Origin of the sequence: Nonomuraea sp. LP-02, from assembly GCF_036289125.1 — a bacterium.
GTDB lineage: Bacteria > Actinomycetota > Actinomycetes > Streptosporangiales > Streptosporangiaceae > Nonomuraea > Nonomuraea bangladeshensis.
This window is the reverse complement of the sequence record NZ_JAXCLK010000001.1, coordinates 6,215,126-6,241,174: the sequence shown is the minus strand read 5'-3', so window position 1 is coordinate 6,241,174 and position 26,049 is coordinate 6,215,126. Positions and strand designations below refer to the sequence as shown.

Genomic DNA, 26,049 nt, shown 5'->3' with positions numbered 1-26,049 from the left:
CTCATGGCCCCTCCTCAGAGGCTTCTTCTCGGGCGCGTTGGGTTCCCCGCTGGAAGGCGGAGAACAGGTCGCGGACCTCGTCGGGAGAGCGTTCGGCGGGCTTCTCCTCAGCGGGCGGCTGCGGCGGGCTCTGGGGCGCCTCCGCGAGCTTGGGCGAGAGGCCGGCCTGGCGTACCCGCCGGGGCAGCCCCTTGTGGGTGCCCGAGGTCACGACCGCGAGCGCCTTCTTCCTCGTACGGCTCGGCACCGCGGCCATCTCCTCGCCGCCGCTGCCGGCCGTCAGCGCGCTCTGCTCGGTCACCATGGACCGCGGCACCAGGACGATGGCCGTGGTGCCGCCGAAGGGCGAGCGCCGCAGCATGACCTTGATGCCGTGCCGTTCGGCCAGCCGCGCCACCACGAACAGGCCGAGCCGGTCGCTGTCCGCCAGGTCGAACTCGGGCGGGTTGGCGAGCATGCGGTTGGTGGCCGCGTACTCGGTGGTGGACAGGCCGAGGCCCTTGTCCTCGATCTCGATGGCGTAGCCGTTGCTGACCTGGTCGCCGCGCACGTGGACGGCGGTGTCCGGCGGCGAGTAGATGGTGGCGTTCTCGATGAGCTCGGCGATCAGGTGGGTGAGGTCGGCGGCGGCGGTGCCGTCGAACGCGCTGACCGGCATGGCCTGGACCTCGACCCTGGTGTAGTCCTCGACCTCGGCGACGGCGGCCCGGACGATGTCGATCACCGGCACCGGCTTGCGCCAGGCGCGGCCGGGCGCGGCGCCGGACAGCACGATCAGGCTCTCGGCGTGCCGCCGCATGCGGGTGGTCAGGTGGTCGAGGCGGAAGAGCTCTTCGAGTTTGTCGGGGTCGTGGGTGCGCCGCTGCATGCCGTCGAGCAGCGCGAGCTGGCGGTGCAGCAGGCCCTGCTTGCGGCGGGCGAGGTTGAGGAAGACCTGGCCGACGCCGCGGCGCAGCGCGGCCTGGCCGACGGCCGCGTTGACGGCGGTGCGCTGCACGGAGCCGAAGGACCTGGCCACGTCGATGATCTCCGCGGATCCGCTGACCTTGATCGCCTTGGCCTCCTTCTTCACGTCGACGTCCTCGCCCTTGCGCAGCCTGGCCACGAGGTCGGGCAGCCGGCGCTCCGACAGCTCGACCGCGGCTGCGCGCAGCCCGCCGAGCTCTGCGGCGAGGCGCCGACCGAAGCGTACAGAGATGATGATCGACGCGAGCACCGCGATCAACCCGACGCCGCCCGCGACGGCGATCTGGACGACGGTGGCGGTGGCGGCCTCGGAGGTGCGCGCGGCCAGGGCCTCGGAGGCGGCCCGGGCGTCCTTGTCGAGCTGGCCGCTGAGCTTGTCGAGGGTGTCGGTCCAGGCGGCGCCGTTCGTGGGCGGCGTGCCGGTCTGGGCGATCCGCGCCTCCATGGCGACGAAGGTCTGGAAGGTGTCGGAGGCGAAGAGCTGCTCGTACGGCCGCCGCAGCGCCACGTCGAGACCGGCGAGGCCGCGCGCGTGCAGGAAGCGGCGTGAGGCGGCGTACTCGGTGAAGGCGGCGACCTCGGACCCGCTGAGCCGCTGCCGGCCGATCCCCATGAGGACGAGCGCCTGCTCCCTGGCGATGTACTCCCTGGCCAGGCCCATGGTCTGCGTCGCGGTGGCCTGCTGGACGATGGCCAGGTCGGTGATGGTGAGCAGCTGGCCGTAGACGGTGAACAGGGCGTCGACGATGTTGTTGTACGCGGTCAGCCCGCCCAGGCGGGAGCCGCGTCCGGCGTCGATGTCCGCCCTGACGGGGCCGAGCCGGTCGAGAGCGGGCCAGAGCGCGCTCAGCGGGCCGCGTATGTCGTCGGCGGCGCCGCCCCCGGCCTCGGCGACGGCGCGGCGGAGGTCCTCGACCGCGCGGTCGGTGCGGGCGCGCTGGGCGCCGAGGACGTCGGTGAGTTCACGCGTTGTGAGCGCCTCGGCGGTGCGCATGCGCTCGGCCTGGAGCTGAAGTCCCAGGTCGGAGGTGGCGACGCCGATGGTCCGGTAGAGCGTGCCGCCGCGGAGCAGTGACTGGGCGTCGCCCATGGTGAGGTTGAGGACGAAACCCCAGAGCGCGCTCAGAGACAGGAGGGGTAGCAGCAGCAATAAGAAGATCTTGAACCGAATAGACCGGTTTCGCGAGCCCATGTCCCAACCTCGAGTCGGGGGCATTTCCACACCTTGTGTAAATACACCTCCGGAAGATCGCACAGGAGACTAGCACCGTTTATGCTTCCGGCGCAGTGGGAGGAACACGTTCATTACCGTGATTATTGGGACAAGATCCCCCGTCAGTGGCGGGCCACGACCCTGGCCGGCGCCGCCCATCTCCGGCTCGACCAGCGAGGATCTCACCCCGTCAGCTCCTCCACCGCGCGGAAGGCCGCGGTCACGGCGGCGTCGGCGCGGGCGGCGGGGGCCGCGTCCGAGCCCGCGATCGCGATCCGCCCGAACCGGCGGCGGGCCGCCTCCGCCGGGTACGGCCCGTCCGGGTAGAAGGCGTGCCAGGGCCGGCAGTACTCCGGGGCGTTCCCGTGGCCCCAGCGGTTGACCGTGATGCCCTCGACGTCCCGCGCGGGATCGAAGCCCGCCGGGCCCAGCAACCGGGCGAGCTGCTCGCGGATCGTGCGCTCCAGCACCTCGTACGGCGTCCTGATGAGCTCCCGCCGGCCCGCCGCCGCCCCCGCCTTCGGCCCCAGCTCCGCCCGGCACGGCGTGGCCAGCAGGTGCACCTCGGCCGGCCCGCCCGCCCTCCGGGGCGTCTCGAGCTCGGCGAGCGACCAGTACGCCCCCGTCCACCGCACCCGGCGCACCCCGGCCCGCCGCCAGGCGTCCCAGTCGCGCACCCGTACGCTCGCGTGCAGCAGCGGCACCCGTACCGCCTCGCCCAGCGCCCGGCGCTGCTCGTCCGGCAGCTCCGGCACCAGGTAGGGGATCACCGCGCTCCAGCAGGCCAGGACGACCGACCCGGCCGCGACGCTCCTGACCCGGTGCCCGTCGAAGTAGGCGACCTCGGCCGCCCCCTCGCCGTCGCGCACCGACACGACCGGGCTGGACAGCCGGAACCGCACCCGGTCGCCCGGCCGGTCGGGGGAGCCGGGGTCGGGCAGCAGGCGCTCGACCATCGTGCGCACCAGCGCCTGGTTCCCCTCGGGGAAGAGGTGGACCTCGCCGGCGCCCCACTGCCTCCTGACCGTCGGCGAGTTGTACCGCGACGGCTTGTCCTTCTCCAGCCCGAGGCCGCCGAACCCCGGATAGCCGGTGCCCCAGGCGTCGATCGCGCCGAGCGCCCGGGTGTCGTAGCCCCACTCGGGGCAGGACATGCTCCGGCAGAAGCGCTCCACGTCCGGGTGCGCGCCGCACGTCTCCAGCAGGAACGCCGAGTACGTCAGCCCGGCCAGCCGCTCCTGCTTGGCCTCCGCGGGCAGCCCGGGGAACCAGTCGGGCGCGTCGTGGCGGAGCCTGCGCAGGTCGTCCCTGGCGCGGGCGGCGATCGGCAGCCGCGCGACCCAGTCGCCGGTGAGCCGTACCAGCGTGTCGGCGCCGAAGCTCTCCTCGTCGCACATGACCGCGTCCACCAGCCCGGTTCCGGTCCGGCCGCGACCGCTCTGGCGGTGGAACATCACCCGCCGCGCCTGCCCGCCGATCTCGTCGTGGTTGTCGATGACCAGCACGCTCGCGTCCGGGCGGCGGCGCAGCCACTCGCCGGCCGCGCTGACGCCGCTGAGCCCGCCGCCGACCACGACGAGGTCGTAGCTCTCGCCGGTGGGCTCGGGCGGGCCCGCGTACTGCCAGAAGCGGCCGTCCCTGAGCGCGTGCGGCACGCTGAGGGCCTCGGGGGCGCCCCCACGGAAGCCGTACGAGGGCGACGACGGGGACGACGGCGGGGACGACGGCGCCGCCTCGGCCGGGCTCACGGAGACCACGCTCCCCAGGGCGCCCACCGCGATGCCGTCGAAGAAGTCGCGGCGGGAAATGGACAGGTTCATCCCGAGGTCCCGTGGCGTCAGAGTCATGGCGCGATCATCGGCAGCCCCGGAACGGGCGGGTGCGGGGACGCGCAGCGCCCAGAGAAACATTTTGCGCGGCCTATGACGGCGAATGCCGGTTTGGCTCCTTGATCCTCAGCAGGGCTGTCGCCGCAGGTGAGGATAGTTGTCCGGCCGGCGATGACAAAAGCGCTGAATTCCGCAGATAGCGACGTTGCCGGGGTGGCGAACCTACGACTCCTCTAACGTTCACGAGAATGCCGCCCAAGGAATTGGAGAACTTATGCTTAAGGCCGTTTCCGGCATGTTCCTGAGCATGATGGCCGTCGCCGCATGCTCGTCGGAGGCGCAGGCCCCGCCCGCCGCCGCCAACGCGGCCGTCGAGCCGGCGCAGGGTTCCGGGTCGCCGTCCGCCGACGCCGCGAAGCTGCGGGCCGCGCTGCTGCCCGTGCCCGAGGGGATGCACATCTCGTACGGTCCTGAACTGGGCGCGTTCGGCTCGCTCAAGTCCACCCAGCAGGGCCTCGCCGCGGTCCGCCAGGCCCGGCTGGAGCGCCCGGAGTGCGCCGGCGCGGCCCAGCTCGACGCCGCGCGGCCCGACGTCGCCAAGGCCCCCGCCGCCGTGATCGCCTTCGGCGCCGAGCGCGGCTCGATCACCCAGGCCGTGGTCGCGCTGCCCTCGGCGGCCTTCCCCGCGCCGCTGCCGGCGAAGTGCGCCTCCTACACCGCCGACGTCGACGGCGCCAAGGTCGTCTACAGGACGCGCATGCTCTCCATGCCGGCCAAGGGCGACCAGTCGCGCGCCTATCTCACCACGGCCGCGGGCGCCAAGGAGAGTGCCGAGATCGGCTCGGTGATGATCCGGCGGGGCAACGTCATCATGAGCATGCTCGTGGTGGGCCGCCAGGTGCAGCCGGACGGCCTCTTCGAGCTGGCCAAGCTGGCCGACCAGAACCTCGCCAGGATCAAGCAGTGATCAGATGAGCACGTGGTCGTCCGGCCGGCCGACGAAGGAGAACTGCGCGTTGCGGGTCAGCTTGATGTGGTCGGCCTGCCAGGTGTGCATCGAGGCGTCGGCGCTGCGCCAGTAGACGAAGTTGAAGCGGTCCGCCGAGTAGATCTTGACGGAGTCCTCCTTGAGCCGCCGCACCAGCTCGGTGTCCTCCCCCCGGGTGATGTCGGCGAACCGGTAGGAGCGGAACATGTCCGCCTTGCCGAGGAACGTCCCGCCCTGCACCAGGAACGAGTAGCGGTGCTCCAGGCCGGGCAGCCGCAGCATCGTGGTGTTGGAGCCCTCGAAGTAGGCGTAGTGCGCGCCCTTGCCGACCAGCTCGGCGTCCGAGTAGTCGAAGGCCCGCACCAGGTCCGACAGGTAGTGCTCGCCGTAGAGGTTGTCGTCGTCCATCTTGGCGATGAGCTCGCCCTCGGCGGCCGAGATGCCGAGGTTCATGCACGCGCCGAGCGACAGCTCGGCGGCGGCGGGCAGCACCACGACGTCGGTGATCCCGGCCATGCGGGCCTTGTCGGCCACCACGACGGGGTCGATGTCGAGGCCGTGCAGCACCATGACGAGCTGGAGCGGCCGGTGGAGCTGTTTGGCCACCGACGAGATGGCGTGCTCGATCTGGGAGGCGCGGTTGGTGGGCAGCACGACCGAGATCGTGCGGGTGCGCGGCTCGACGTGGTGGCCGAGGTCCTGGAGGATCTGGTCCACGCGGTGCGAGAACAGGTGCTTGTCGAAGACCTCGCGCATGGCGAGGTGGCCCATCCTGGCGCGCAGCTCGGGGCTGTTGATCAGGTGCAGCACCTGGTTGTAGGACTCGACCGGCTCGCGCGCGACGGGGATGAGGTCGCCGAAGGTCTCCTCGATGGCCCGTGACCAGCCGGTGACGACCGGGGTCGCGCACGCCGAGAGCTCGAAGACCCGCCGCGCGCACATGGTCGGCGAGTCGAGCACGGAGTTGACGTTGAGAAAGACCTTGTACATCCGGTACGCGGCCAGCATCTGGTCGTAGGGCAGCTCGCCCACGATGTGCGGCCGGTACTTCTCCGGCCAGGCGTACTTCTCGTCCACCTCGCCGTTGCGGGCGAAGATGTGCAGGCCCAGCTCGCGCACCGGGTCGAGGACGACCTCCATCTGCTCGCGGCGCTCGGGGTGCTTGTCGCGGAAGTACATCCCGGCGAAGACCACGTCGTGGAGGCGGCCCTGCTTCTGCTGGATCGGGTTGTGGACGCGCGGCTGGGCGGCGAACTGCAGCACATCAACCCGGTCGTGTCCCAAAATTTCCCGATACTTCGGCAGCATGTCGCCGTCGCACGTGAACACGTAGTCGAACAGCTTGGCCGTGTCGATGAAGAAGTCGAAGTTCGGCGGGTCCTCCTTGTTCCAGAAGACCGTCGGGATGCCCTCGCTCCTGCACCATGCCACCAGCTCGCGCAGCGGCTCCTTGGGCGCGTTGGTCCCGGTCATCTGGTAGCGCCAGCGGCCCTGGTTGCCGTGCCAGGCCGACTCGCAGAACAGCAGGTCGGGCCGCTTGTCGGCGAAGATCTCCGGCCAGTCCTTGAGCCCGAACTCGATCTGGTCCCACTCGTAGCGGAAGGCCATGCGGGAGAAGTCGTCGAGGATCACCGCGACCTTGAGTTCGGGCCGGTTGACCGGGCCGGCCGGCCACTTCGCGGCCGGCACCTCGACCAGCGGAGGCCGGTTGTTCGCCAGCTCGACGGCCTCGGTGACGGGCATCGGCGGCTTCGGCGCGCGCTCCTTCGAGCGGACCGCGTCCATGATCTTCCCCGGGCTCTTCGAGCCCAGGGCCTCGCCCAGCTTGTACGTCCGCTTGGCCTGGGTCGCCTCCAGCTTCCACGCCGCGTACGCGGCCTTGGCCTCGGCGATCTCCAGGCGTCGCCGCAGCTCCCTGAGCTCCGCCTCGTGACGCTCGACGACCTTGCGCTCCTCGGGCAGCCAGTTGACGGGACCGAGTCGCTGGAACGAGGGGGGCTCAGGGGTTTCGGCCATGGTGATGACGCCTAACGCTCAGGGGAGATTTGCCATGTTACGCCGCCGATGGTGGTTATTCGGGGCGCTTTGCCTGGGAAGCCGGTGCCAGGTTGTCGCCCTTGAGCCAGGAGGCGATCACCGTGGCGATGCGCGGCCCGGCCTTGCCGTCCCACAGCACCGGCAGCTCGCCGGCCGGGGTGGCGGCGCCGTCGGCCAGCGCCTTCTCCGCAGCGGCGGGCAGCAGGGCGGGGGTGACCAGGCGGTTCGTGCCGTGCGTGATCGTGATCGGCCGCTCGGTGTTGGGCCGCAGGGTGAGGCAGGGGACGCCCAGCATCGTCGTCTCCTCCTGCACGCCGCCGGAGTCGGTGACGACCAGGGCGGCCCCGCGCACGAGTGAGAGGAAGTCCACATAGCCGAGCGGATCGACGACCCTGACCGTCCCGCCGTCCACGAGACCGGCCTCGGCCAGCCGGGCCTTGCCGCGCGGGTGCACCGGCACCACGACAGGGACCTGCCGCGAGACCTCCAGCACCGCGTCCACCAGCTCCTTGGCGGCCTCGGGGGTGTCCACGTTGGCCGGGCGGTGCAGGGTCGCGACGGCATACCGATCCGGTATGCCGAGCCGCGCGACCACGGGGGCCGGGTCCAGCGCGGGCAGGGCCGCGTACAGGCTGTCGATCATGGGGTTGCCCACCAGGTGCACCTTGGAGGCCGGCACGCCCTCGCCGGCCAGGTACGCGAGCGCCTCGGGCGAGGTGGCGAAGAGCAGGTCGGCGAGGGCGTCGGTGACGACCCGGTTGACCTCCTCGGGCATGCCCCGGTCGAACGAGCGCAGCCCCGCCTCCACGTGCGCCGTCCGCACGCCGAGCTTGGCGCAGACGAGGATGGCGGCGAGGGTCGAGTTGACGTCGCCGTAGACCACGACCAGGTCGGGCTCGTGCTCCTGGACGACCTCCTCCAGCCCGACGAGCAGGGCCGCCGTCTGCCTGGCGTGGCTGCCCGAGCCGACCCCGAGGTTGGCCACCGGCTCCGGCAGTCCGAGGTCGGCGAAGAACACGTCGGACATCAGGGCGTCGTAGTGCTGACCGGTGTGGATGATGCCCTGCCGCACGCCGAGCTCGCCGAGTGCCCGCACCACCGGGGCCGCTTTCACGAAATTGGGACGAGCTCCCAATACGTGGAGGACCAGGGGGTTCTCCCTCATGACCTCGCCTTTCATAGCGGAAGGGAAAAAACGTTGCCTATGGTACGGTCACGGCGTGGCATCCGACGCCAGTCGTCAAGACTCCTCCCAAAGCGCCGGCAGGGTTTCCGCGAAGTCCGCCCGCGCCGGTGTCGGCGGGCTTCTCAAGGGCTTCGTCCAGCACCCGATCATCGTCTCCCGCGTCGTCGCGACCAAGGTCAAGTCCGACCCCGTCCGCGTGGCCCAGGCGGCCGCCGACGCGCTCCCGCCCCGGCTGCGCCCCATCGTGGGCAGCGTGGCCTGGCCCGCGGCCCGCGGCGCCCGCCGCATGGTCCGCAAGCTCGGCATGCGGGTGCTCAAGGGCCCGTGGAACGAGGCCAAGGCGCACTGGGACGCCGGCCGGGTCAGCGAGGCCGCCGCCGTGCTGGAGGCCCACACGAAATACCCGTTCATCAAGCGCAGGGCCGCCTACTACCGCGGTGAGCTGGCCGCCATCAGCCCCGACCCGATCCCGCCCGGCCCCAAGGTGGCCATCCTGGAGCGGGTCAAGGGCCGGGTCCTGCACCTGGTCACCAACGCGCTGCCGTACACGCAGGCCGGCTACACCGTGCGCACCCACCGCATCGTCACCTCCCAGAAGGCCGCAGGGCTCGACCCGCACGTGGTCACGAGCTGGGGCTGGCCGATGATGCAGGGGCACGCGGACGCGCCGCCGTACGAGGAGATCGACGGCATCCCCTACTACCGGCACCTGCCGGACGGGCACGGCGAGGTGCCCTTCGAGATGCGCGGCCGCATGGTCAGGGGCGCCGACTCGGTCACCAGGCTCGTCACCGAGCTCCGCCCGCAGGTCCTGCACGCCGCCACCGACCACCGCAACGGCTCGGTGGCCCACGCCGTGCGCGACCGTACGGGCACGCCGTTCGTCTACGAGGTGCGCGGCTTCCTGGAGGAGACCTGGGCCTCCCGCGACCCGATCCGGGTCGGCAGCGAGCGGCACGTGCTCCAGCGCGAGCGCGAGGCGTTCCTGATGCGCGAGGCCGACGCGGTGGTCACGCTGGCCGAGACCATGGCCACCGAGATCGTCGAGCGCGGCGTGCCCAGGGAGCGCATCCACCTCGCGCCCAACGCCGTGGACGACTCCCTGCTCACCGCCCGCTACGACGGCGCCTCCTTCCGCGCCGCCCACGGCATCGAGCCGGGCGAGATCGTCGTCGGCTCGGTGTCGAGCATCGTGGCCTACGAGGGCTTCGCCACCCTGCTGCGGGCCGGCGCGCTGCTGCGCGACGCGGGCACGCCGGTGCGGGTGCTCATCGTGGGTGACGGCGCCGAGCGGGAGAACCTGCTGGCGCTGGTCGAGGAGCTGGCCCTCAAGGACGCGATCCTGCCCGGCCGGGTCGGCCCCGACGAGGCGCTGCAGGCCCAGGACGCCATCGACATCTTCGCCTGCCCGCGCGAGGACCTGCGGGTCTGCCGGCTGGTGACGCCGCTGAAGCCGGTCGAGGCCATGGCGCTCGGCAAGCCGGTGGTGCTCAGCGACCTGCCCGCCCTGTCGGAGCTGGTCGGCTCGGACGGCGCCGGCCTGCTGGTCCCGCCGGGCGACCCCGAGGCGCTGGCGAAGGCCGTCGCCGGGCTGCGGGACGATCCCGCCAGGCGGGCCGAGATGGGCGAGGCCGGCCGCGCGGAGGTGGCAGCCAAGCGGACCTGGAGCCGCGTTGCCGAGACCTACCGGTCCCTTTACCAGTCGCTAACCGAAAGTTGACCTTCGTGTTGGCTGTACGTTGTGACGGTTTCGGTCGCATTAGGCGTGAGCTAGGTGGACTTGAGATAACCTTTGCCACCATGAAGTGTTGTATCCGGCTCCCAAAGGCACAGCTGTGACAGAAATAGACTTGGCTGTCATCGGCCTGGGCTACGTCGGCATGCCGCTCGCCAAGGAGGCGGTCGGCGCTGGTCTGCGCGTTGTCGGTGTGGACGTCGACCCCCGCAAGGTCGAGGCCCTCACCGCGGGACAGTCCTACATCGATGACCTGACCGACGCCGATCTCGAGCACATGCTGGCCAACGGTTTCACCGCCACGCTCGACGAGAGCGTGCTGGCCCGGAGCAACACCATCGTCATCTGCGTCCCGACGCCGCTGGACGAGGACCACCGACCGGACCTCTCTGCCGTCGAGGGCGCCTCCAAGGCCGTCGCCCGCAACCTCACCAAGGGCACCCTCGTCGTGCTGGAGTCCACCACGTGGCCCGGCACCACCGACGAGCTGGTCCGCCCCCTGCTGGAGGGCTCGGGACTCACCGCCGGCGAGGACTTCCACCTGGCCTTCTCGCCCGAGCGCATCGACCCGGGCAACCCCAAGTTCGGCCTGCGCAACACCCCCAAGGTCGTCGGCGGCTACACCGCGACCTGCCGGGACCGCGCGGTGGCGTTCTACGGCCGCTTCATCGAGCAGGTCGTGCCGGTCAGCGGCACCCGCGAGGCCGAGATGGCCAAGCTGCTGGAGAACACCTACCGGCACGTCAACATCGCCCTCGTCAACGAGATGGCGATCTTCTGCGACGAGCTCGGCGTCAACCTGTGGGAGTCGATAGAGGCGGCGGCGACCAAGCCGTTCGGCTTCCAGAAGTTCCTGCCTGGACCGGGCGTCGGCGGGCACTGCATCCCCGTCGACCCGTCCTACCTGTCCTACACGGTGCGCAAGCTCGGCTACCCGTTCCGGTTCGTGGAGCTGGCGCAGGAGATCAACGAGCGGATGCCGTCGTACGTGGTGGCGCGCGTCCAGCGATTGCTCAACCGGCATAAGAAGCCCGTGAACGGCGCCAAAGTCGTTATGCTCGGCGTCACCTACAAACCGGATATCGCCGACGAGAGGGAAACCCCGGCACTGCCGGTGGCCCGCGCGCTGCTCGAACTGGGCGCCGACCTCTCGTTCGCGGACCCGTACGTCAAGGAGTGGTCGGTGGACGGCACCCCGGTGCCGCGTGAAGAGGATCTGGCCGAGGCCGTGGTCGACGCGGACGTCACGCTGCTGCTTCAGCAGCATGCCGCGTTCGATCTCGACATGGTCGAGGCGAAGGCCAGGCTCGTGCTCGACACCCGCGGCGTGCTCGCCGAGGGTGAACGCGTCGAGCGGCTGTAGCGACGGAGGGCTGCGCGCAGTGCACGTGCTCGTCATGACGGTGGTGCATAACCCCGAGGACGCGAGGATCCTGCATCGGCAGATCCGCGCGCTCGTGGATGCCGGTCATGAGGTCACGTATGCCGCCTCCTTCACCGGTTTCGGGGTCGTGCCGAGACCCTGGGTGAACGGCGTCGACCTGCCCAGGGCCGCCCAGCGCAAGCGGGTGGCGGCGGTCTGGGCGGCCCGCCGGTTGTTCAAGCGCATGCGCGACAAGGTCGACCTGGTCCTGATCCACGATCCCGAGCTGCTGTTCGCGGTGTGGGGCGTACGCAACCGGCCACCGGTGGTGTGGGACGTCCACGAGGACACCCCGGCCACGCTCTCGCTCAAGCCCTGGCTGCCCTCGCTGCTGCGCCCGCCGGTGCGGTTCCTGGCGCGGCTGCTCGAAGGCACCGCCGAGCGTCACCTGCACCTGCTGCTGGCCGAGACCGCGTACGCGGGCCGGTTCAAGGACGCCCACCCGATCGTGCCCAACGAGACCTGGGTGCCCGACTCCGTCACCCCGCCGGGTGACGACCGGGTGGTCTACCTCGGCTGGCTGTCGCGGGCCCGGGGTGTGCTGGAGGCGGTCGAGGTGGCCAAGCTGCTCCAGCCGTACCGGGTGGCGGTGGAGCTCATCGGCTACGCCGACCCGCAGAGCCGTCCGGTGCTCAACCAGGCCGTGACCGAGGGCCTGCTGGAGTGGCGCGACTTCATGCCCAACGACGAGGCGCTGAAGCGGCTCGACGGCGCGCTCGCCGGGCTGTCGCTGCTGCACGACGAGCCCAACTACCGCCACTCGATGCCCACCAAGATCGTCGAGTACATGGCGCACGGCATCCCGGTCATCACGACCCCCTCGCCGCGCGCCGTGGAGCTCGTCGAGCGCTACGACAGCGGCATGGTCGTGCCCTGGCAGGACCCGAAGGCGGTGGCCCAGGCCGTGCTGACGCTCCGCGACGACGTACGCGAGCGCAAGGCGCAGGGCGCGCGCGGTTACGCGGCGGCCCGCGCCAACCACCACTGGCCCAATTCCGCCAAGCGCTTCGTCGCCCAGCTCGAAGCCTGGGCGGGGGTCAAGCCATAGCGGGCGGCGGGTCGTCGAAGGTGCGCTGGCTCCTCCTCGTCCTGGGTGTGGCGATCCTGGCCGCGGTCGCCGCCGTGGTCATCGTGCTCCAGCCCGGTCCCAGGCAGAAGGTCGCGTCGGTGGTGAAGACCACCCCGGCCAAGCCGACGCCGTCCGCCGAGGCCCCCACGCCCAAGGTGAGCGAGTTCACCGACGACTGTGGAACGTTCGAGACCCGGGAGAAGGCCCCCTACGCCGTCACCGGCTACTGGATCACCCCGAAGTCGAACCCCTGCACCTGGCGCACCCAGCTCAAGGAGATCCACGACGTCGGCGGCGACACCATCATCAGGATCGGCTACGGGCTGCAGTTCCGTACGGTCTCGTCCACCGGCGAGATCCTGACCAGGGACGGCGACCCGGACTCCCTCTACAAGGGCTGCCGCGAGGACGGCATGAGCTGCCACGAGGCCGCCGAGCGCGACCTGATGAAGGCCCATCCGGACAACCGCATCGGCCGCACGTACGTCTACCGCACCGACGAGTCGTTCGGCCCCGACCTGTTCCGCTGTCCCGAGGTGGAGCACGCGGTGCGGGCCGGCAAGCGCACCTACTTCCGCATCATCACCCAGCCCGACGGCTCGGACGACTCCACCTGCGACTTCTCCCGCAAGGGCGCCTCCTACGACCTGATCCTCGTCGCCGGCGCCCAGAACGACAGCCTGACCCAGCTCCTCGACCTCGGCGACCAGTTCGGCATGCGCGTCTACCCGGCGCTGCCGCTCGCGCCCCGCGACCCCGACACCCCGATCAGGGCCAACAAGAAGCACCTCGGCACGCTGACCACCCTCACCCGGCGCATCCTCCAGGACTACGGCGCCCGCGTCGCCGACCGGGACTCCCTCGGCGGCGTCTACCAGCCGTTCGAGGTGCAGATGTCGGACACGCTGGCCTCGAACCCGACGCTGGAGGTCTACGCCGACCAGCACACGATCGTCGAGCAGGAGCTGCCCGGCAAGCCCATCCTCATCAGCCCCTACATGGACGCCCGCAAGCGGAAGGCCTTCGGCCAGACGCCCAAGCAGGTGGCCGAGGCGTTCAAGGCGCTGGCCAAGACCGGGGTCGGCATCATCGCCCCGCAGGACAGCCGCGGCACCGGCAAGGTCGGCCTGTTCTGGCCGGACGAGCGCGACACCGAGGTGGACGAGCGGCTGCGGCCGATGGTCGGCGAGGCCACGTACGGCACCGCCTATCACGGCTCCACCCGCGACTACTACCGGGAGATGTCGCTGGCCCGCGAGGAGATGCTCCAGGCCGGCTACCAGGTGGACCTGTGGGCGAACGTGGAGGCGTTCGAGCCGTCGGGCGAGCAGGCGTGCGCCCCGCAGGGCACCCGCGGCAAGACCGACAAGAAACGCCTGGACCAGGCCGTCACCATGACCGGCCGGTACGTCCAGAAGGTCGTCTCCTACATGTGGAGCGACTTCATGACCTGCGGCGAGCCGTCGCTGGAGAAGGAGATCACCGCCGACTGGCGGCGGCCGATCGCCGTCGACGCCATCAGGACCTCGCGCGGCATCCAGGACGGCGTCGAGGTGCGCGGCTACAACCTCAAGGACGGCGCCGTCTCCGTCCAGTGGTCCGGCGGCGTGCGCGACCTGGTCGTCTCCGAGGTCGGCTGGCTGGACGAGAACCCGCTGGAGGAGCTGCCCGAGGGCATGGTGACGGCATGGGTGCCGTTCGACTGGACCCAGGTGCCGGCCGGCGAATGGGTACGCATCACCGTCAAGGGGGCGGCGGGTCTGGCCTCCACCGAGCCCCTGCACGTGCGGGTCACGACCTGACGCGGCGTTCGCGGCCCGCTCGCCGGTGCGTGTAACGTGCCGTTCATGGTCCCGAGCGTGCCGGTCAGCGTCGACCTGGTGGTGCTCACCGTGCGCAACAACGCGCTGAGCGCCCTGGTGTGGCGCCGCGACAACCCGCCGTTCCTGCGGCGCTGGTCGTTGTCGGGCGGTTTCATCCAGCTCGACGAGGACCTTCCCGACGCCGCCAGGCGCATCCTGGCCGAGCGGGCCGGTCTGCCCGGCGCGCCGGTGCACCTGGAGCAGCTCCAGACCTACGGCTACCCCGACCGCGACCCGCGCCAGCGCGTGCTGAGCGTCGCCTACCTCGGTCTCGCCCCCGACCTGCCCGCCTCGGAGCAGGCCCACATGAGCTGGCAGCCGGTCGACGCGCTCACGGTCATGGCCTTCGACCACCGCCGCATCATGCTCGACGGCGTCGAGCGGGCCCGCGCCAAGCTGGAGTACACCTCGCTGGGCGCGGCCTTCTGCGCGCCGGAGTTCACGGTGGCGGACCTGCGGCGGGTCTACGAGATCGTCTGGGGCCGCACTCTCGACCCGCGCAACTTCCACCGCAAGGTCACCAAGGCCGAGGGCTTCCTCGTCGAGACCGGCGGCACCACCACCCGCGACGGCGGCCGACCGGCCAAGCTCTACCGGCGCGGACCGGCCGAGCTGCTGCATCCGCCGATGCTGCGCTCGCTGAAGGATGAGCCCTCCAGGAACTAAGGTAGGGACATGCCTCGTTTCCGCCAGATCCTGGACAGCATGGCCCCGTACAAACCGGGCAAGGCGGTCGCCGCACCCGACGGGCGGTCCTACAAGCTCTCCTCCAACGAGTCGCCCTACGACCCGCTGCCGTCCGTCGTGGAGGCGGTCGCCGAGGGCGCACGGCAGATCCACCGCTATCCCGACGCCGGCTCGGTCGCGCTCACCGAGGCGATCGCGGCGCGCTACGGCGTCCCCGCCGAGCACGTGGCCACCGGGCCCGGCTCGGTGACGGTGGCGCAGCAGCTCCTGGAGGCGGTGGGCGAGCCCGGCGCGGAGGTCGTCTACGCCTGGCGTTCGTTCGAGGCATATCCGCTGCTGGCGGACCTCGCCGGGGTGACGTCCGTACGCGTGCCGCTCGCGGGCGAGGACCACGACCTCGACGCCATGGCCGAGGCCGTGACCGACCGGACGAGCCTGATCTTCGTCTGCAACCCCAACAACCCGACCGGCACCGCGATCCGCCGCCGCGAGCTGACGGCCTTCCTCGACCGGGTGCCCGAGGACGTGCTGGTGGTCCTGGACGAGGCCTACCGCGAGTACGTCCGCGACGAGGACGTCCCCGACGGCGTCGAGCTCTACCGCGACCGGCCCAATGTGTGCGTGCTGCGCACGTTCTCCAAGGCGTACGGGCTGGCGGGCCTGCGGGTCGGCTATCTCATCGGCCACGAGCCGGTGGCCTCGGCGGTGCGCAAGACCACCGTGCCGTTCGCCGTCAACCACCTCGCCCAGCTCGCCGCCGTGGCCTCGCTCAAGGCCGAGGACGAGCTGCTCGACCGGGTCGAGCGGGTGGTCAAGGAGCGCACCAGGGTGAGCGAGGCGCTTGCGGCTCAGGGCTGGACGGTGCCGCACTCCGAGGCCAACTTCGTCTGGCTGCGGCTCGGCGAGCGCACGGCCGACTTCGCCGCGGCCTGCGCGGCGGAGGGTGTCGCGGTGCGGCCGTTCCATCCGGAGGGCTGCCGGGTGACGATCGCCGACCCCGAGGCCAACGACGCCTTCCTGGCCGCCGCCGCGAGCTTCGCCCACCGGACGGGCGAGTCCTGAGCCGCCTCGTCGGCCGGGCTCGAACCGGCGTCCACCCGGTCCCAGAGCCGGGCGCTCTACCACTGAGCTACAACGAGTCTCGCCGCCGCCGACCGGGCTCGAACCGGCGTCCACCTGGTTAAGAGCCAGGCGTTCTACCACTGAACTACGGCGGGGTGGCCACCAGTTTGTGTGATGCCGCCCGGCTCCGCCACCCTTTTATCCGGGAAAGTCCTTCACCGGCAGCTCACTGAGCACGACTCCGGACCGCAGCCCGTGCTCGGCGTCGGCGGCGAGCTCCGGCTTGACCTGCTTGCCGCTGAACACGCCGGCCCGGCGCAGCAACGTCGCCCAGACCGGGTCGCCGATGGTCACTCCGTGGACCAGCTCCGGCGTGGGCCGGAACACCGCGGTGGCCCCCGGCGGCGCGGGCGCCGTCCAGCCGGAGGAGGCGGGATCGAGGCCGGCGCGGCGGCAGGCTGACTCCACCTCGGCGCGCGTGCAGGTCGCGGTGCCGTCGAGCACCTCCCACGGCGGCGGCAGCGCCGCCCACACCTTCGTGTTGGGATCGACGGCGCCGCCGACGGCATGGTGCCAGGCGGCCAGGTCGGCGGCCATCAGCCGCATCATCTTGCCGGGACATGCCGGATCCAGCAGGTCCAGGGCGTTCAGCGCGCTCAGACAGGCCAGCCAGCCCGCGCGGGCGGCGTTGTAGGCGGCGGCCAGGTTGTTCCAGGTGGTGGAGTCGTGCCCACGCTGGACGATCATCGTCTCCCTGTCGGTGCCCGGCCGCCAGCGCTCGCGCAGCATGGCCGCGCTGTGCCGCAGCACCGACGACCAGCGGCCGAGCAGCAGGCCCCGCTCATGCTCGGTCAGGCGCTCCAGAACGTCCGGGCTGGTGCGCGCCTGGGCGATCATCCACCAGTCGGACCGGCTGGTGCACCGGTCCAGCAGCACGGAAGCGACCTCGTCGAACGGATTGTCGCGCCCCGCCAGGCTGAACTCTCTGCGCAGCTTGCGGCGCGCGGTGTAGTACGCCACGAAGCAGGCGGCGTCGGCGTCCGCCACGAACCGCTCCAGCGGCACCTCTGCCGCGAATCCGGTGACCCCGACCATGAGCAGGCGCCGCTTGTCCTGCTCGACGGCCAAGGTCCTGGCCTTGGCCGTGAGCCTGCGCAGCACCCGGAACCGCCGGTTGTACTGCCGCTTGGAGATGTCCATCCCGGCCGTGTCGCGGGCCTGCCGATTGAGCCGGTCGGCCAGGAAGTCGGTGTGACCGGGCGTCCATCGGATCGAGCCGCCCAGGCTCGCGGCGAACTCCAGCAGCGACTCAGGATCGTCCGGATCCACCTCCGCCGGCTGCCCGAACAGCCCGCCGGCCGCGGCCACCACCTGAGCCCCGCCCACCGGACGGGCGTAGTCGCTCGGCATCGAGGAGAACGACGCCGCGTCCCGCGAGGAGTGCTTGGCGGCGCGCTTCAGCACCGCACGCTGGCGCCCGGTCAGCGTTCCCTCCAGCGCCCGCAGCACCAGGGCGGCGACATCCTCCGGGCGGTAGCGGCGGTCCAGCGAGCTGTGCAACTCGGCCAGGATCTCGTGGCGGGATCGCGGCTGAGGGTCGCGGTTCTTCATGGCGCCCATCATCGCCAGATCCGTCGCGGCGAACGACCCTTTTATCCCCGATCGCCGGCCGCCGGCACCTCGTACGACTCAGGACCTGCTCGTCTGGGCCTGGACCTCTTCGACGGCGGGGGCTGTCCTGACCTTGGCGCGTCGCTCGGTGGAGACCACCAGGGCGACGCCCACCAGGATGACCGCGCCGCCGGCGATCATCTGCGGCGTGGCCACCTCGTTGACCACGAGCACGCCGAGCACGACCGCGACGGCCGGGTTGACGTAGGCGTAGGTGGACACCAGCGAGATGGGCGCGTTGCCGAGCAGCCAGGTGTAGGCGGTGAAGCCCACCAGCGAGCCCACCAGAATCAGGTAGACGAGGCCCGCCCACGAGCGCCCGGAGACCGCCGCCACGTCGAGCCGCTCGCCGAACGACAGCCCGGTCACCAGCAGGCCGAGGCCGCCCGCCGCCATCTCGACCGCGCTGGCCGCCCACACGTTGGGCGGCATCGGGATGCGCGCCGACAGGAACGACCCGATCGACCACGACAGCGAGGCCACCAGGATCACCACGATCCCGGTGGTGCTCGCCGTCTCACCGCCGCCGCTGAGCGACAGCGCGGCGACCCCGCCGAAGCCGACCAGCACGCCCAGCAGCGTGAGCAGCGCGGGCCGGTCACGGGCCGCGATGCGGAACACCACCAGCCAGAGCGGCACCGACGCGACGAGCAGCGCGGCGAGGCCGGTGGAGATGTGCTGCTCGGCCACGGCCACCATGCCGTTGCCGCCGGTCAGCAGCAGCAGCCCGACCAGCGCGGCCCCGCCGAGCTGGCGGCCCGACATGCGGAAGGGCGCGGTGCCCTTCCTGACCAGCAGGAAGGCGCCGAGCAGGAGGGCGGCGACGGCGAACCGGAGTGAGCCGCTGAGCATCGGGGGCATGGTCTCGATGGCGAACTTGATGCCGAGGTAGGTCGAGCCCCACACCACGTAGACGATGGCCAACGCGCCCCAGACCATGAGCGGGCGGGGGGTGTCAGCAGCGTTGCCAGTCATGGCTCATGACTTTACCGGGCGGGTGTGACAGAACGCTCGCGGGTATCGGACTCTGGGACGGGTGGCGAAATATGAGCGATAGTGGGCATTCGTGCCACTGTCGGGGTCCCTGTACCGGCTGCCAGGATCACGGCGTCCGGAAGTCCGTACCGGGAGGAGTCCCATGCCCGCTGTCAACATGCCTGCTGTCAACATGCCGGCTGTCAACATGCCGGCTGCCAACATGCCTGCTGTCAACATGCCGGCTATCAACATGCCGGCTGCCAACATGCCGGCTGCCAACATGCCGGCTGCCAACACTGAGGCCGTCGCCCACTTCGCCGCCCGCCTGGCGTTCGAGACCGACGTCTCCGACGTCGCGGCCGACCTCGCCGCCGGCCTGCCCGGCCTCGTGGTCGTGGACTCCCGCAGCCGGGAGAGCTGGGACCAGGGGCACGTGCCGGGCGCGGTCCACCTGCCCACCCGCGAGATCGCCGCGCGGGCCGCGGGGCTCGTGCCGCCGGACGCCCAGGTGGTCACTTACTGCTGGGGGCCGGGCTGCAACGGCGCGACCCGTGCCGCCCTGGAGTTCGCCCGTCTCGGCTATCAGGTCAAGGAGATGATCGGCGGCTTCGAGTATTGGGCGCGGGAGGGCTTCGCGGTCGAGACCGCCTCCGGCGTCACCCGCCGGCCGGTCGACGCGCTCACGGCACCGGTGGAGGCCATCGCCTGCGGCTGCTGACCGGAACCCGGCGCGGAGCCGGCGGCGCTGCGCAGCGCCGCTACAGCGCCGCGCAGCGGCCTTCTGGCGGCCGGTGGCCGAAAAAGTTGGCGCCCCCGTCCGAATCGTGTCGATCGGGGGCGTCCGAGAACATACCCGGATCCGGCCGGGTCAACCAACAACTGGGCAAGTGTCAATGCGCAGGTGCGCAAAGGTGACAGCGCTGGTCAAAACGCCGGTCACCACGACCCCTTGCCCAGTGCAGGACCGACCCCGCCGGAGCGGGTCACCTCGGGCCCAGCTTCTCCACGATCAGCCGGTAGAGCTGCCGGGGCCGGCCCGGCTGCGGGGTGCGGTTGGGCGGTAGCGGCCACGCGAGTCCCTCGTCAACCAACGTGCGCAGCAACCGCCGGGCCGTCCGGGGGGTGACCCCCAGCATCTTGCCCGCTCCTTCCGCGTCCACCACCGTGTCGCCGCCCTCCAGCTTCGCCGCCAGCCTGGCCAGCACCTCCACGCCCTTCGGCTTCAGCGCGGTGGCCCCGGCCGGCGGCATCCGCGGGGCCGGGATGAGCGCCCGCCCCTCGCGGTCCACGGCGAAGCCCTGTGCCTGTTTGCCCGCCTGGGTGCGGGCCAGCGCGGCCCGCGCGTGCGACTCCGCGTCGTGCGTCGTCCGCCCCATGCCCACGCCCACCTCGACCGCCAGCCCCAGCTCGTCGCGGATCCTGGCGGCGAACGGCAACACCCGGAACCCGTCGGTGGCCGCCGCGATCGAGCCCCTGGTCGCGGTGACCAGATAGCTGTGATCGTCGATCGGCCAGACGGTGGCGTTGATCCGGTTCGCCTCCTGGACCAGCAGCCGGTGCAGCGACAGCCGCAGCTCGTCGCGCCAGTAGCGGGGCGCGGCGCGGCGCACGGGCTCGCGCAGCGTCGGCACCTCCACCAGCACCACGGTGAGCTGCGACTCCTCCAGCCGGTGGTGCGCGCCGAGCAGCGCCGCGGTGTGCAGCGCGGTGCGTACCGCCGCCGAGGTGGGCCGGATCCTGATGGCCGGCACCCCCGCCGCGTTGAGGCGTTCGGCCACCGCGGGGAGGCAGGTGAGCGCCCCCGTGGTGACCCCCTGGCGGGCCAGGCGTTCGTGGTAGGCCGCGATCGTGCCGGTGGCTCCCGGCTCGTCGCGGCTGTGCACGTCCGTGGCCGGGATGCCGAGGTCGGTGTACGCCTCCTCGACGTCCGCCCGGCTTATCACGTCGATGCTGACCCTCTGGGGGTCGATCCGAGTGTCCAGCGCCGCCTTCGCCAGCGCCGCCACCAATGCCGCTCCGCCCAGTTGCACGTAGGTCGCGGGCATCGTCAACACGCCGGAACGCCGGGCCAGGTCATAGGGGACCGGGCTGGCGAACAGACACGCGTCGACACCTGGACCCAGCCGCGTCACCTTGTCGGGCGCCTCCTGCTCGTCGCGATAAGCGGCGGCGACAAGGCGACACGGCAGCGGTGCAGCGGCGTGACCCATCAGCATGACCCGCTCGACCAGGTCGTGGGGTCCGACCACGCCGATGGTGAGGTCCGGGGTCATGGCGCCCGGGCGTGACACTCGGGGAGTTTCTTCGGCCCTCTCGACCAATGTTCGTCCCATCCTGCCGTCCGTTGCAGTGCTCTCTTTTGGAACGATCGCTCGCGGGGGCCGTAATGTCACGCCCGACTTTTCCGGAAAGCCGTTCTGGTTGACCGCCCGACAGTATGTCCTAGCAGCTCAACGAGGTTTTTCCGCCGTTTTTTAGCGTTCGGAAATCTCTCGTGTAATGTCCGCGCCGAGCGCGCGCATTCGCGCGGCGAGATGCGCGTGGCCGCGGTCGATCAGGTAACCCGAGTCGATGACGGTCTCGCCCTCGGCCGCGAGGCCGGCGAGCACCAGCGCGATCCCGGAGCGCAGGTCGTGCGCGGTCACCTGGGCGCCGGTCAGTGGGGTGCGCCCGCGCACCACCGCGCGGCTGCCCTGCACCTCGACGCTTGCGCCCATCTTGTTGAGCTCGCCGGCCAGCGCGAAGCGGCCGTCGAAGATGCGCTCGTGGATGTAGCTGGTGCCCTCGGCCAGGGCCGCGACCGTCATCATGGGCGACTGGAGGTCGGTGGCGAAACCGGGATAGGTGTCGGTGATGATGTTGATCGGACGCAGCGGGCCCTCGCAGCGCACGTGCAGCACCGCGCCCTGGCGGGCGAACTCGACGCCCATCTGCTCCAGCTTGTAGCGCACGACGCCGAGGTCGAGGCCGGTGCCGACGAGGTTGAGCTCGCCCCCGGTGATCGCCGCGGCCATCGCGAACACGCCCGCGTCGAGCCGGTCGGGCATCACGGTGTGCTCGACCGCGTGCAGCTCCTCCACGCCCTCGACGGTGATGAACCCGGTGCCGCCGCCGCTGATGCGCGCGCCCATCTTGGTGAGCATGTCGATGACGTCGAGCACCTCGGGCTCCAGCGCGGCGTTCTCGATCACGGTCGTGCCCTTGGCCAGGCAGGCGGCCATGATGAGGTTCTCGGTGCCGGTGTGGGACGGGGTGTCGAGGTAGAGCGTCGCGCCGGTCAGGCCGCTGGCCTTGACGTGGATGACGGTCTCCTCCTCGTCCACGATCGCGCCGAGGCGCTTGTAACCGAGGTAGTGGAAGTCGAGGTTGCGGCTGCCGAGGTTGCAGCCGCCGACCCCCTCGACGATCGCCTCGCCGAGGCGGTGCAGCAGCGCGGGGGTGAACAGCACCGAGCCGCGGAAGCGCCGGGCGATCTCGGCGGGCAGCACGGGGCTGCTCACCCGGGAGGCGTCGATGACCAGCGTGCGCTCGGACTCGTGCAGCTCGACGTAGGCGCCCACGGCCTCGGCCAGCTCGACCGCGCGCCGGACGTCCTCGATGATCGGCACGTTGCGCAGGACGGTGCGCCCCGTGGCGGCGAGCAGGGCCGCACCGATCATGGGTAGCACGGCGTTCTTCGCGCCCTGGATGAACGCGGTTCCACGCAGTGCGTTGCCGCCGCGCACGCGGTAACGGACCATTTCGTGCGGCTCCTTGAAATCAACGGGGGAAGGGTTCGATCGGGCCAACAGTAGTCGCTCGCACCAGATGACCCAGCCGAATCATCCGCTAAAGGGAGCCCCCGTGAGCCGCTCATATGCTTCTAGGTATCGCTGCCGCGTGCGTTCGACAACGTGATCCGGAAGGCGAGGTGGGGGGTTTCCGGAGGATTTGTCCCATCCGGATTCGGGCGAAAGTAGCCAGTCACGTACATATTGCTTGTCAAATGACGGCTGGGACCGGCCCGGCCGCCACTCGTCGGCCGGCCAGAACCGTGAGGAGTCGGGCGTCAGCACCTCGTCGCCCAGCGTCAGCACGCCGTCGGCGTCCCAGCCCAGCTCGATCTTGGTGTCGGCGAGGATGATGCCGCGCTCGGCCGCGATCTGCGCGCCGCGCGTGTAGACGGCCAGCGTGATCCTGCGCAGTTCCTCGGCGGTCTCCGCGCCGATCTCCTCCACCACCCGCTCGTACGGGATCGGCTCGTCGTGCTCGCCCTGCGGCGCCTTCGTCGACGGCGTGAAGATCGGCTCGGGCAGCCGCGAACCGTCCTCCAGCCCCTCGGGCAGCGGCACGCCGGAGACCGCGCCGGTCGCGCGGTATTCGCTCAGCCCGCCGCCCGCGAGGTAGCCACGCGCCACGCACTCGACCTGCACCATCCTCAGCGGCCGGCACAGCACGCCGCGTGCCTCGTCGCCGGGCGCCACCACGTGGTTGGGCACGATGTCCTTGAGCTGGTCGAACCACCACAGCGAGAGCTGCGTGAGAACAGCCCCCTTGTCGGGGATGTCGGGCTGCAGCACGTAGTCGAAGGCGGAGATCCGGTCGGAGGCCACCATCAGCAGCAGGCCGTCGTCGGTCTCGTAGAGGTCGCGTACCTTGCCGGAGTGCACGTGCTTCATCGGGCGATGTCCGTCCTGTGGTGGGAGCCGCGCAGCCCGATGCGGGCCACCAGGTCGTAGGCGTTGGCGCGGGCGCTCTCCTGGTCGGGACCGTTGCCGACGACGGCCAGCACGCGGCCGCCGGCGGAGCGGACCTCGTCGCCCTCGCGCGTGGTGCCGGAGTGCAGGACATAAGCGTGCTCGGAGTCGGCGAGCCCGGTGATCGGGTCGCCCTTGACCGGCGCCTCGGGGTAGCCCTCGGCGGCGATCACCACGGTGACCGCCGCGCCCGGCTTGAACACCGGGTCGAGCCCCAGCTCGCCGGTGGCGCTGGCCATGAGCAGCCCGCCGAGCGGCGTCTCCAGCCGGTCGAGCAGGACCTCGGTCTCGGGGTCGCCGAAGCGCGCGTTGAACTCGACGACCTTCGGCCCCTTCGATGTCAGGGCCAGCCCGACGTAGAGCACCCCCTGGTAGGGCAGCCCGCGCCGGGACAGCTCGGCCATCGTGGGGTGGACGATCTCCCGCATGACCTGGTCGGTCAGCCCTTCGGGGGCCCAGGGCAGCGGCGTGTAGGCGCCCATGCCGCCGGTGTTGGGGCCCTCGTCGCCGTCGTAGGCGCGCTTGAAGTCCTGGGCGAGCTGGAGCGGCACGGCCGTGCTGCCGTCGCAGAGCGCGAACAGCGACACCTCGGGGCCGTCGAGGTATTCCTCGATCACGACCCGCTCGCAGGCCAGCGCGTGCGCCAGCGCCCGCTCGCGGTCGTCGGTGACCACGACGCCCTTGCCGGCCGCGAGCCCGTCGTCCTTGACGACGTAGGGGGCGCCGAACTCGTCGAGCGCCGCCGCGGCCTCCTGCTCGGTGGAGCAGGTGCGGGCCCGCGCGGTGGGCACGTCGGCGGCCATCATGATCTCTTTGGCGAACGCCTTGGAGCCCTCGATCATGGCCGCGTCGCGCGAGGGCCCGAAGCAGGCGATGCCCGCCTCGCGCACCGCGTCGGACACGCCGGCCACGAGCGGGGCCTCGGGCCCGACCACGACGAGGTCGGCCCGCAGCCGCGTGGCCAGCTCGGCCACCTGCCCGGGATCGAGCGGGTCGACCGCGTGGACGGTCGCGACCTGCTCGATGCCCGCGTTGCCGGGGGCACAGTGGAGCTCGGTGACCTGCGGGTCGAGCTTCAGCGAACGACACAGGGCGTGCTCACGCCCTCCGGATCCAATGACTAGAACGCGCACGGGCTCCATTGTCGCAGGCCCGGGGGACCGCAAGCCGGTGCAGGTCTCGGATGCGTCGATTGCCGGAAGAGCCGGTGAACTTCGTGCGGTTCTCCCTGAGCGGTGTGCCGCCGGAACGGTATCGTCGTTTACGTTCAACCGCCTGTGGTAGGTTAAGGCGGCTTTGCGGCGTCTCTTGCGATTGGAGGTGGTCCGGGATGAATCCTGGTGATCCCAGCAGTACGTGCCACTCATGCACGTACTTCCCGTATGCCCCCGACCACTCCAATCAGGCAGCCTGATCGTGCCTCCACGCCAGTGAGGTGACTTTTTCGTCGCGTGGAGCGCGCCATGTCGGGCGGAAAGGGACTGCCATGCGCTCGTCCACGCTTTTCCGTCGAATCAACCGTTACCCTGTGCAGCGGGCCGCTCACCCGGTCGTGAAGCCCGCCGCCGTTCCCTGTGTGCCGCCGGTGCAGTCCGTCGTCGAGTTCGGCGCGTACGTGCGGGGCAAGAAGGTGCCGGCCACGGGCATCGCCGAGGCGCTCGACCTCGTACGCGAGCACAACAAGGACACCGACGGCGCCAACGCCTTCGTCTGGGTCGGCCTGCACGAGCCCGAGTCCCCCGAGGTCGAGTGGCTGTCGGAGGTGTTCGGCCTGCACCCGCTGGCCGTCGAGGACGCCGTCAAGGCCCACCAGCGCCCCAAGGTCGAGCGGTACGGCGACTCGTTGTTCATGGTCCTCAAGACCATCGCCTACCTCGACCACGACCAGTCGAGCGGCAACAACGAGATCATCGCCACCGGCGAGATCATGGTCTTCCTCGGCGCCGACTTCGTGATCACGGTGCGGCACGGCGAGCACTGCCCGCTCACGATCGTGCGCGAGCGCCTTGAGGACAAGCCCAAGCTGATGAACCGCGGCCCGGCCGGCGTGCTGCACGCCATCGCCGACCACGTCGTCGACCAGTACCTCCAGGTGGCCGACCTCATGCAGCTCGAACTCGAAGAGGTCGAGGCCACCGTCTTCGCCGACGTCAGCTCCCGCGACATCAACCGGATCTACCAGCTCAAGCGGGAGATGCTGGAGATGAAGCGGGGGGTCACGCCGTTGCAGGCGCCGCTGTCCGCGCTGCCGCAGCGGCGGGTGATCCCGGCGGAGATGCGCGAGTACTTCCGCGACGTCGGCGACCACCTGTCGAGGGTCTGCGAGCAGGTGGAGTCCTCCAACGAGCTGTGCAGCTCGATATTGCAGGCCGCGCTCGCGCGTTCGAACGCCCTCGCCAACGAGGACATGCGCAAGATCTCCTCGTGGGTGGCCATCCTGGCGGTGCCCACCATGATCGCCGGCATCTACGGGATGAACTTCGACTTCATGCCGGAGACCGAGCAGGTGTGGGGCTATCCGGCGGTGCTGGCCGTGATGATCACCGCCTGCGTGCTCCTGCACCGCGGCTTCCGCCGCAACGGCTGGCTCTGAACAGGTTTGTTGAA

General features: G+C 70.9%; 19 protein-coding genes and 2 tRNA genes. 9 read left to right on the top strand and 12 right to left on the bottom strand.

Annotated elements, in window-relative coordinates; translation table 11 throughout:
* Position 1: 1 nt before the first annotated feature.
* On the bottom strand, positions 2-2,116 hold the full coding sequence (locus SMD20_RS29305) for a sensor histidine kinase (RefSeq protein WP_329587379.1): 2,115 nt from the start codon (positions 2,114-2,116) through the stop codon (positions 2-4).
* Between the two features lie 245 nt (positions 2,117-2,361).
* A complete protein-coding gene (locus SMD20_RS29300) occupies positions 2,362-4,026 on the bottom strand; it encodes an FAD-dependent oxidoreductase (RefSeq protein ID WP_329587376.1) in 1,665 nt (554 codons plus the stop codon).
* A gap of 256 nt (positions 4,027-4,282) precedes the next feature.
* Between SMD20_RS29300 and SMD20_RS29295 the strand changes: the two genes are divergently transcribed.
* Positions 4,283-4,975, top strand: coding sequence for a hypothetical protein (locus SMD20_RS29295; RefSeq protein WP_329587373.1), 693 nt, complete (start codon positions 4,283-4,285; stop codon positions 4,973-4,975).
* Here the strand turns inward: SMD20_RS29295 and SMD20_RS29290 are convergent, their stop codons facing one another.
* Both SMD20_RS29290 and wecB read right to left on the bottom strand, forming a co-directional pair.
* Entirely contained in the window at positions 4,976-7,012 is a 2,037-nt protein-coding gene (locus SMD20_RS29290; RefSeq protein WP_329587371.1) for a glycosyltransferase family protein, read from the bottom strand.
* A gap of 55 nt (positions 7,013-7,067) precedes the next feature.
* Positions 7,068-8,198 (bottom strand): non-hydrolyzing UDP-N-acetylglucosamine 2-epimerase, encoded by a 1,131-nt coding sequence (gene wecB / locus SMD20_RS29285; RefSeq protein WP_329587368.1) that lies wholly within the window; start codon positions 8,196-8,198, stop codon positions 7,068-7,070.
* Between the two features lie 55 nt (positions 8,199-8,253).
* Between wecB and SMD20_RS29280 the strand changes: the two genes are divergently transcribed.
* The 6 genes from SMD20_RS29280 to hisC all read left to right on the top strand — a co-directional run bounded on the left by SMD20_RS29280 (position 8,254) and on the right by hisC (position 16,057).
* Entirely contained in the window at positions 8,254-9,939 is a 1,686-nt protein-coding gene (locus SMD20_RS29280) for a glycosyltransferase family 4 protein (RefSeq protein WP_329587365.1), read from the top strand.
* Positions 9,940-10,069: 130 nt separating this feature from the next.
* Positions 10,070-11,317, top strand: a complete 1,248-nt coding sequence (locus SMD20_RS29275) for a nucleotide sugar dehydrogenase (protein ID WP_329587362.1) — start codon at positions 10,070-10,072, stop codon at positions 11,315-11,317.
* Between the two features lie 19 nt (positions 11,318-11,336).
* A complete protein-coding gene (locus SMD20_RS29270) occupies positions 11,337-12,425 on the top strand; it encodes a glycosyltransferase (protein WP_329587359.1) in 1,089 nt (362 codons plus the stop codon).
* Positions 12,426-12,445: 20 nt separating this feature from the next.
* Positions 12,446-14,248 (top strand): DUF4434 domain-containing protein, encoded by a 1,803-nt coding sequence (locus SMD20_RS29265; protein WP_329587356.1) that lies wholly within the window; start codon positions 12,446-12,448, stop codon positions 14,246-14,248.
* 45 nt (positions 14,249-14,293) lie between these two features.
* On the top strand, positions 14,294-14,974 hold the full coding sequence (locus SMD20_RS29260; protein ID WP_329587354.1) for an NUDIX hydrolase: 681 nt from the start codon (positions 14,294-14,296) through the stop codon (positions 14,972-14,974).
* 9 nt (positions 14,975-14,983) lie between these two features.
* Positions 14,984-16,057: a histidinol-phosphate transaminase gene (hisC, locus tag SMD20_RS29255; protein ID WP_329587351.1), complete on the top strand. Its 1,074-nt coding sequence runs from the start codon at positions 14,984-14,986 to the stop codon at positions 16,055-16,057.
* Between the two features lie 4 nt (positions 16,058-16,061).
* Here hisC and SMD20_RS29250 read toward each other — a convergent pair.
* The 4 genes from SMD20_RS29250 to SMD20_RS29235 form a co-directional block, all read right to left on the bottom strand.
* Positions 16,062-16,134: transfer RNA gene (locus SMD20_RS29250), tRNA-Gln, on the bottom strand.
* Between the two features lie 6 nt (positions 16,135-16,140).
* Positions 16,141-16,211, bottom strand: a tRNA-Lys gene (locus tag SMD20_RS29245).
* A gap of 44 nt (positions 16,212-16,255) precedes the next feature.
* A complete protein-coding gene (locus tag SMD20_RS29240) occupies positions 16,256-17,668 on the bottom strand; it encodes a hypothetical protein (RefSeq protein ID WP_329587349.1) in 1,413 nt (470 codons plus the stop codon).
* Positions 17,669-17,746: 78 nt separating this feature from the next.
* Positions 17,747-18,703, bottom strand: a complete 957-nt coding sequence (locus tag SMD20_RS29235; RefSeq protein ID WP_329587346.1) for an EamA family transporter — start codon at positions 18,701-18,703, stop codon at positions 17,747-17,749.
* 283 nt (positions 18,704-18,986) lie between these two features.
* Between SMD20_RS29235 and SMD20_RS29230 the strand changes: the two genes are divergently transcribed.
* The gene (locus SMD20_RS29230) at positions 18,987-19,424 is read left to right on the top strand and encodes a rhodanese-like domain-containing protein (protein WP_329587343.1); all 438 of its coding nucleotides are present in this window, start codon (positions 18,987-18,989) and stop codon (positions 19,422-19,424) included.
* Positions 19,425-19,689: 265 nt separating this feature from the next.
* Here SMD20_RS29230 and SMD20_RS29225 read toward each other — a convergent pair whose 3' ends face one another.
* The 4 genes from SMD20_RS29225 to purD all read right to left on the bottom strand — a co-directional run bounded on the left by SMD20_RS29225 (position 19,690) and on the right by purD (position 24,575).
* Positions 19,690-20,979 carry a GTP cyclohydrolase IIa gene (locus SMD20_RS29225; protein WP_329592708.1) on the bottom strand — a complete coding sequence of 430 codons (1,290 nt, stop codon included), beginning with the start codon at positions 20,977-20,979 and terminating at the stop codon, positions 19,690-19,692.
* Between the two features lie 201 nt (positions 20,980-21,180).
* Positions 21,181-22,446 (bottom strand): UDP-N-acetylglucosamine 1-carboxyvinyltransferase, encoded by a 1,266-nt coding sequence (gene murA / locus SMD20_RS29220; protein ID WP_329587341.1) that lies wholly within the window; start codon positions 22,444-22,446, stop codon positions 21,181-21,183.
* 81 nt (positions 22,447-22,527) lie between these two features.
* Positions 22,528-23,364 (bottom strand): phosphoribosylaminoimidazolesuccinocarboxamide synthase, encoded by an 837-nt coding sequence (locus SMD20_RS29215; RefSeq protein ID WP_329587335.1) that lies wholly within the window; start codon positions 23,362-23,364, stop codon positions 22,528-22,530.
* Positions 23,361-24,575 (bottom strand): phosphoribosylamine--glycine ligase, encoded by a 1,215-nt coding sequence (gene purD, locus SMD20_RS29210; protein WP_329587333.1) that lies wholly within the window; start codon positions 24,573-24,575, stop codon positions 23,361-23,363. The genes SMD20_RS29215 and purD overlap by 4 nt, the downstream gene beginning before the upstream one ends.
* A 395-nt stretch (positions 24,576-24,970) precedes the next feature.
* Here purD and corA point away from each other — a divergent pair, with 395 nt between their 5' ends.
* Entirely contained in the window at positions 24,971-26,035 is a 1,065-nt protein-coding gene (gene corA, locus SMD20_RS29205; protein ID WP_329587330.1) for a magnesium/cobalt transporter CorA, read from the top strand.
* The last annotated feature ends 14 nt before the right edge of the window (positions 26,036-26,049 follow it).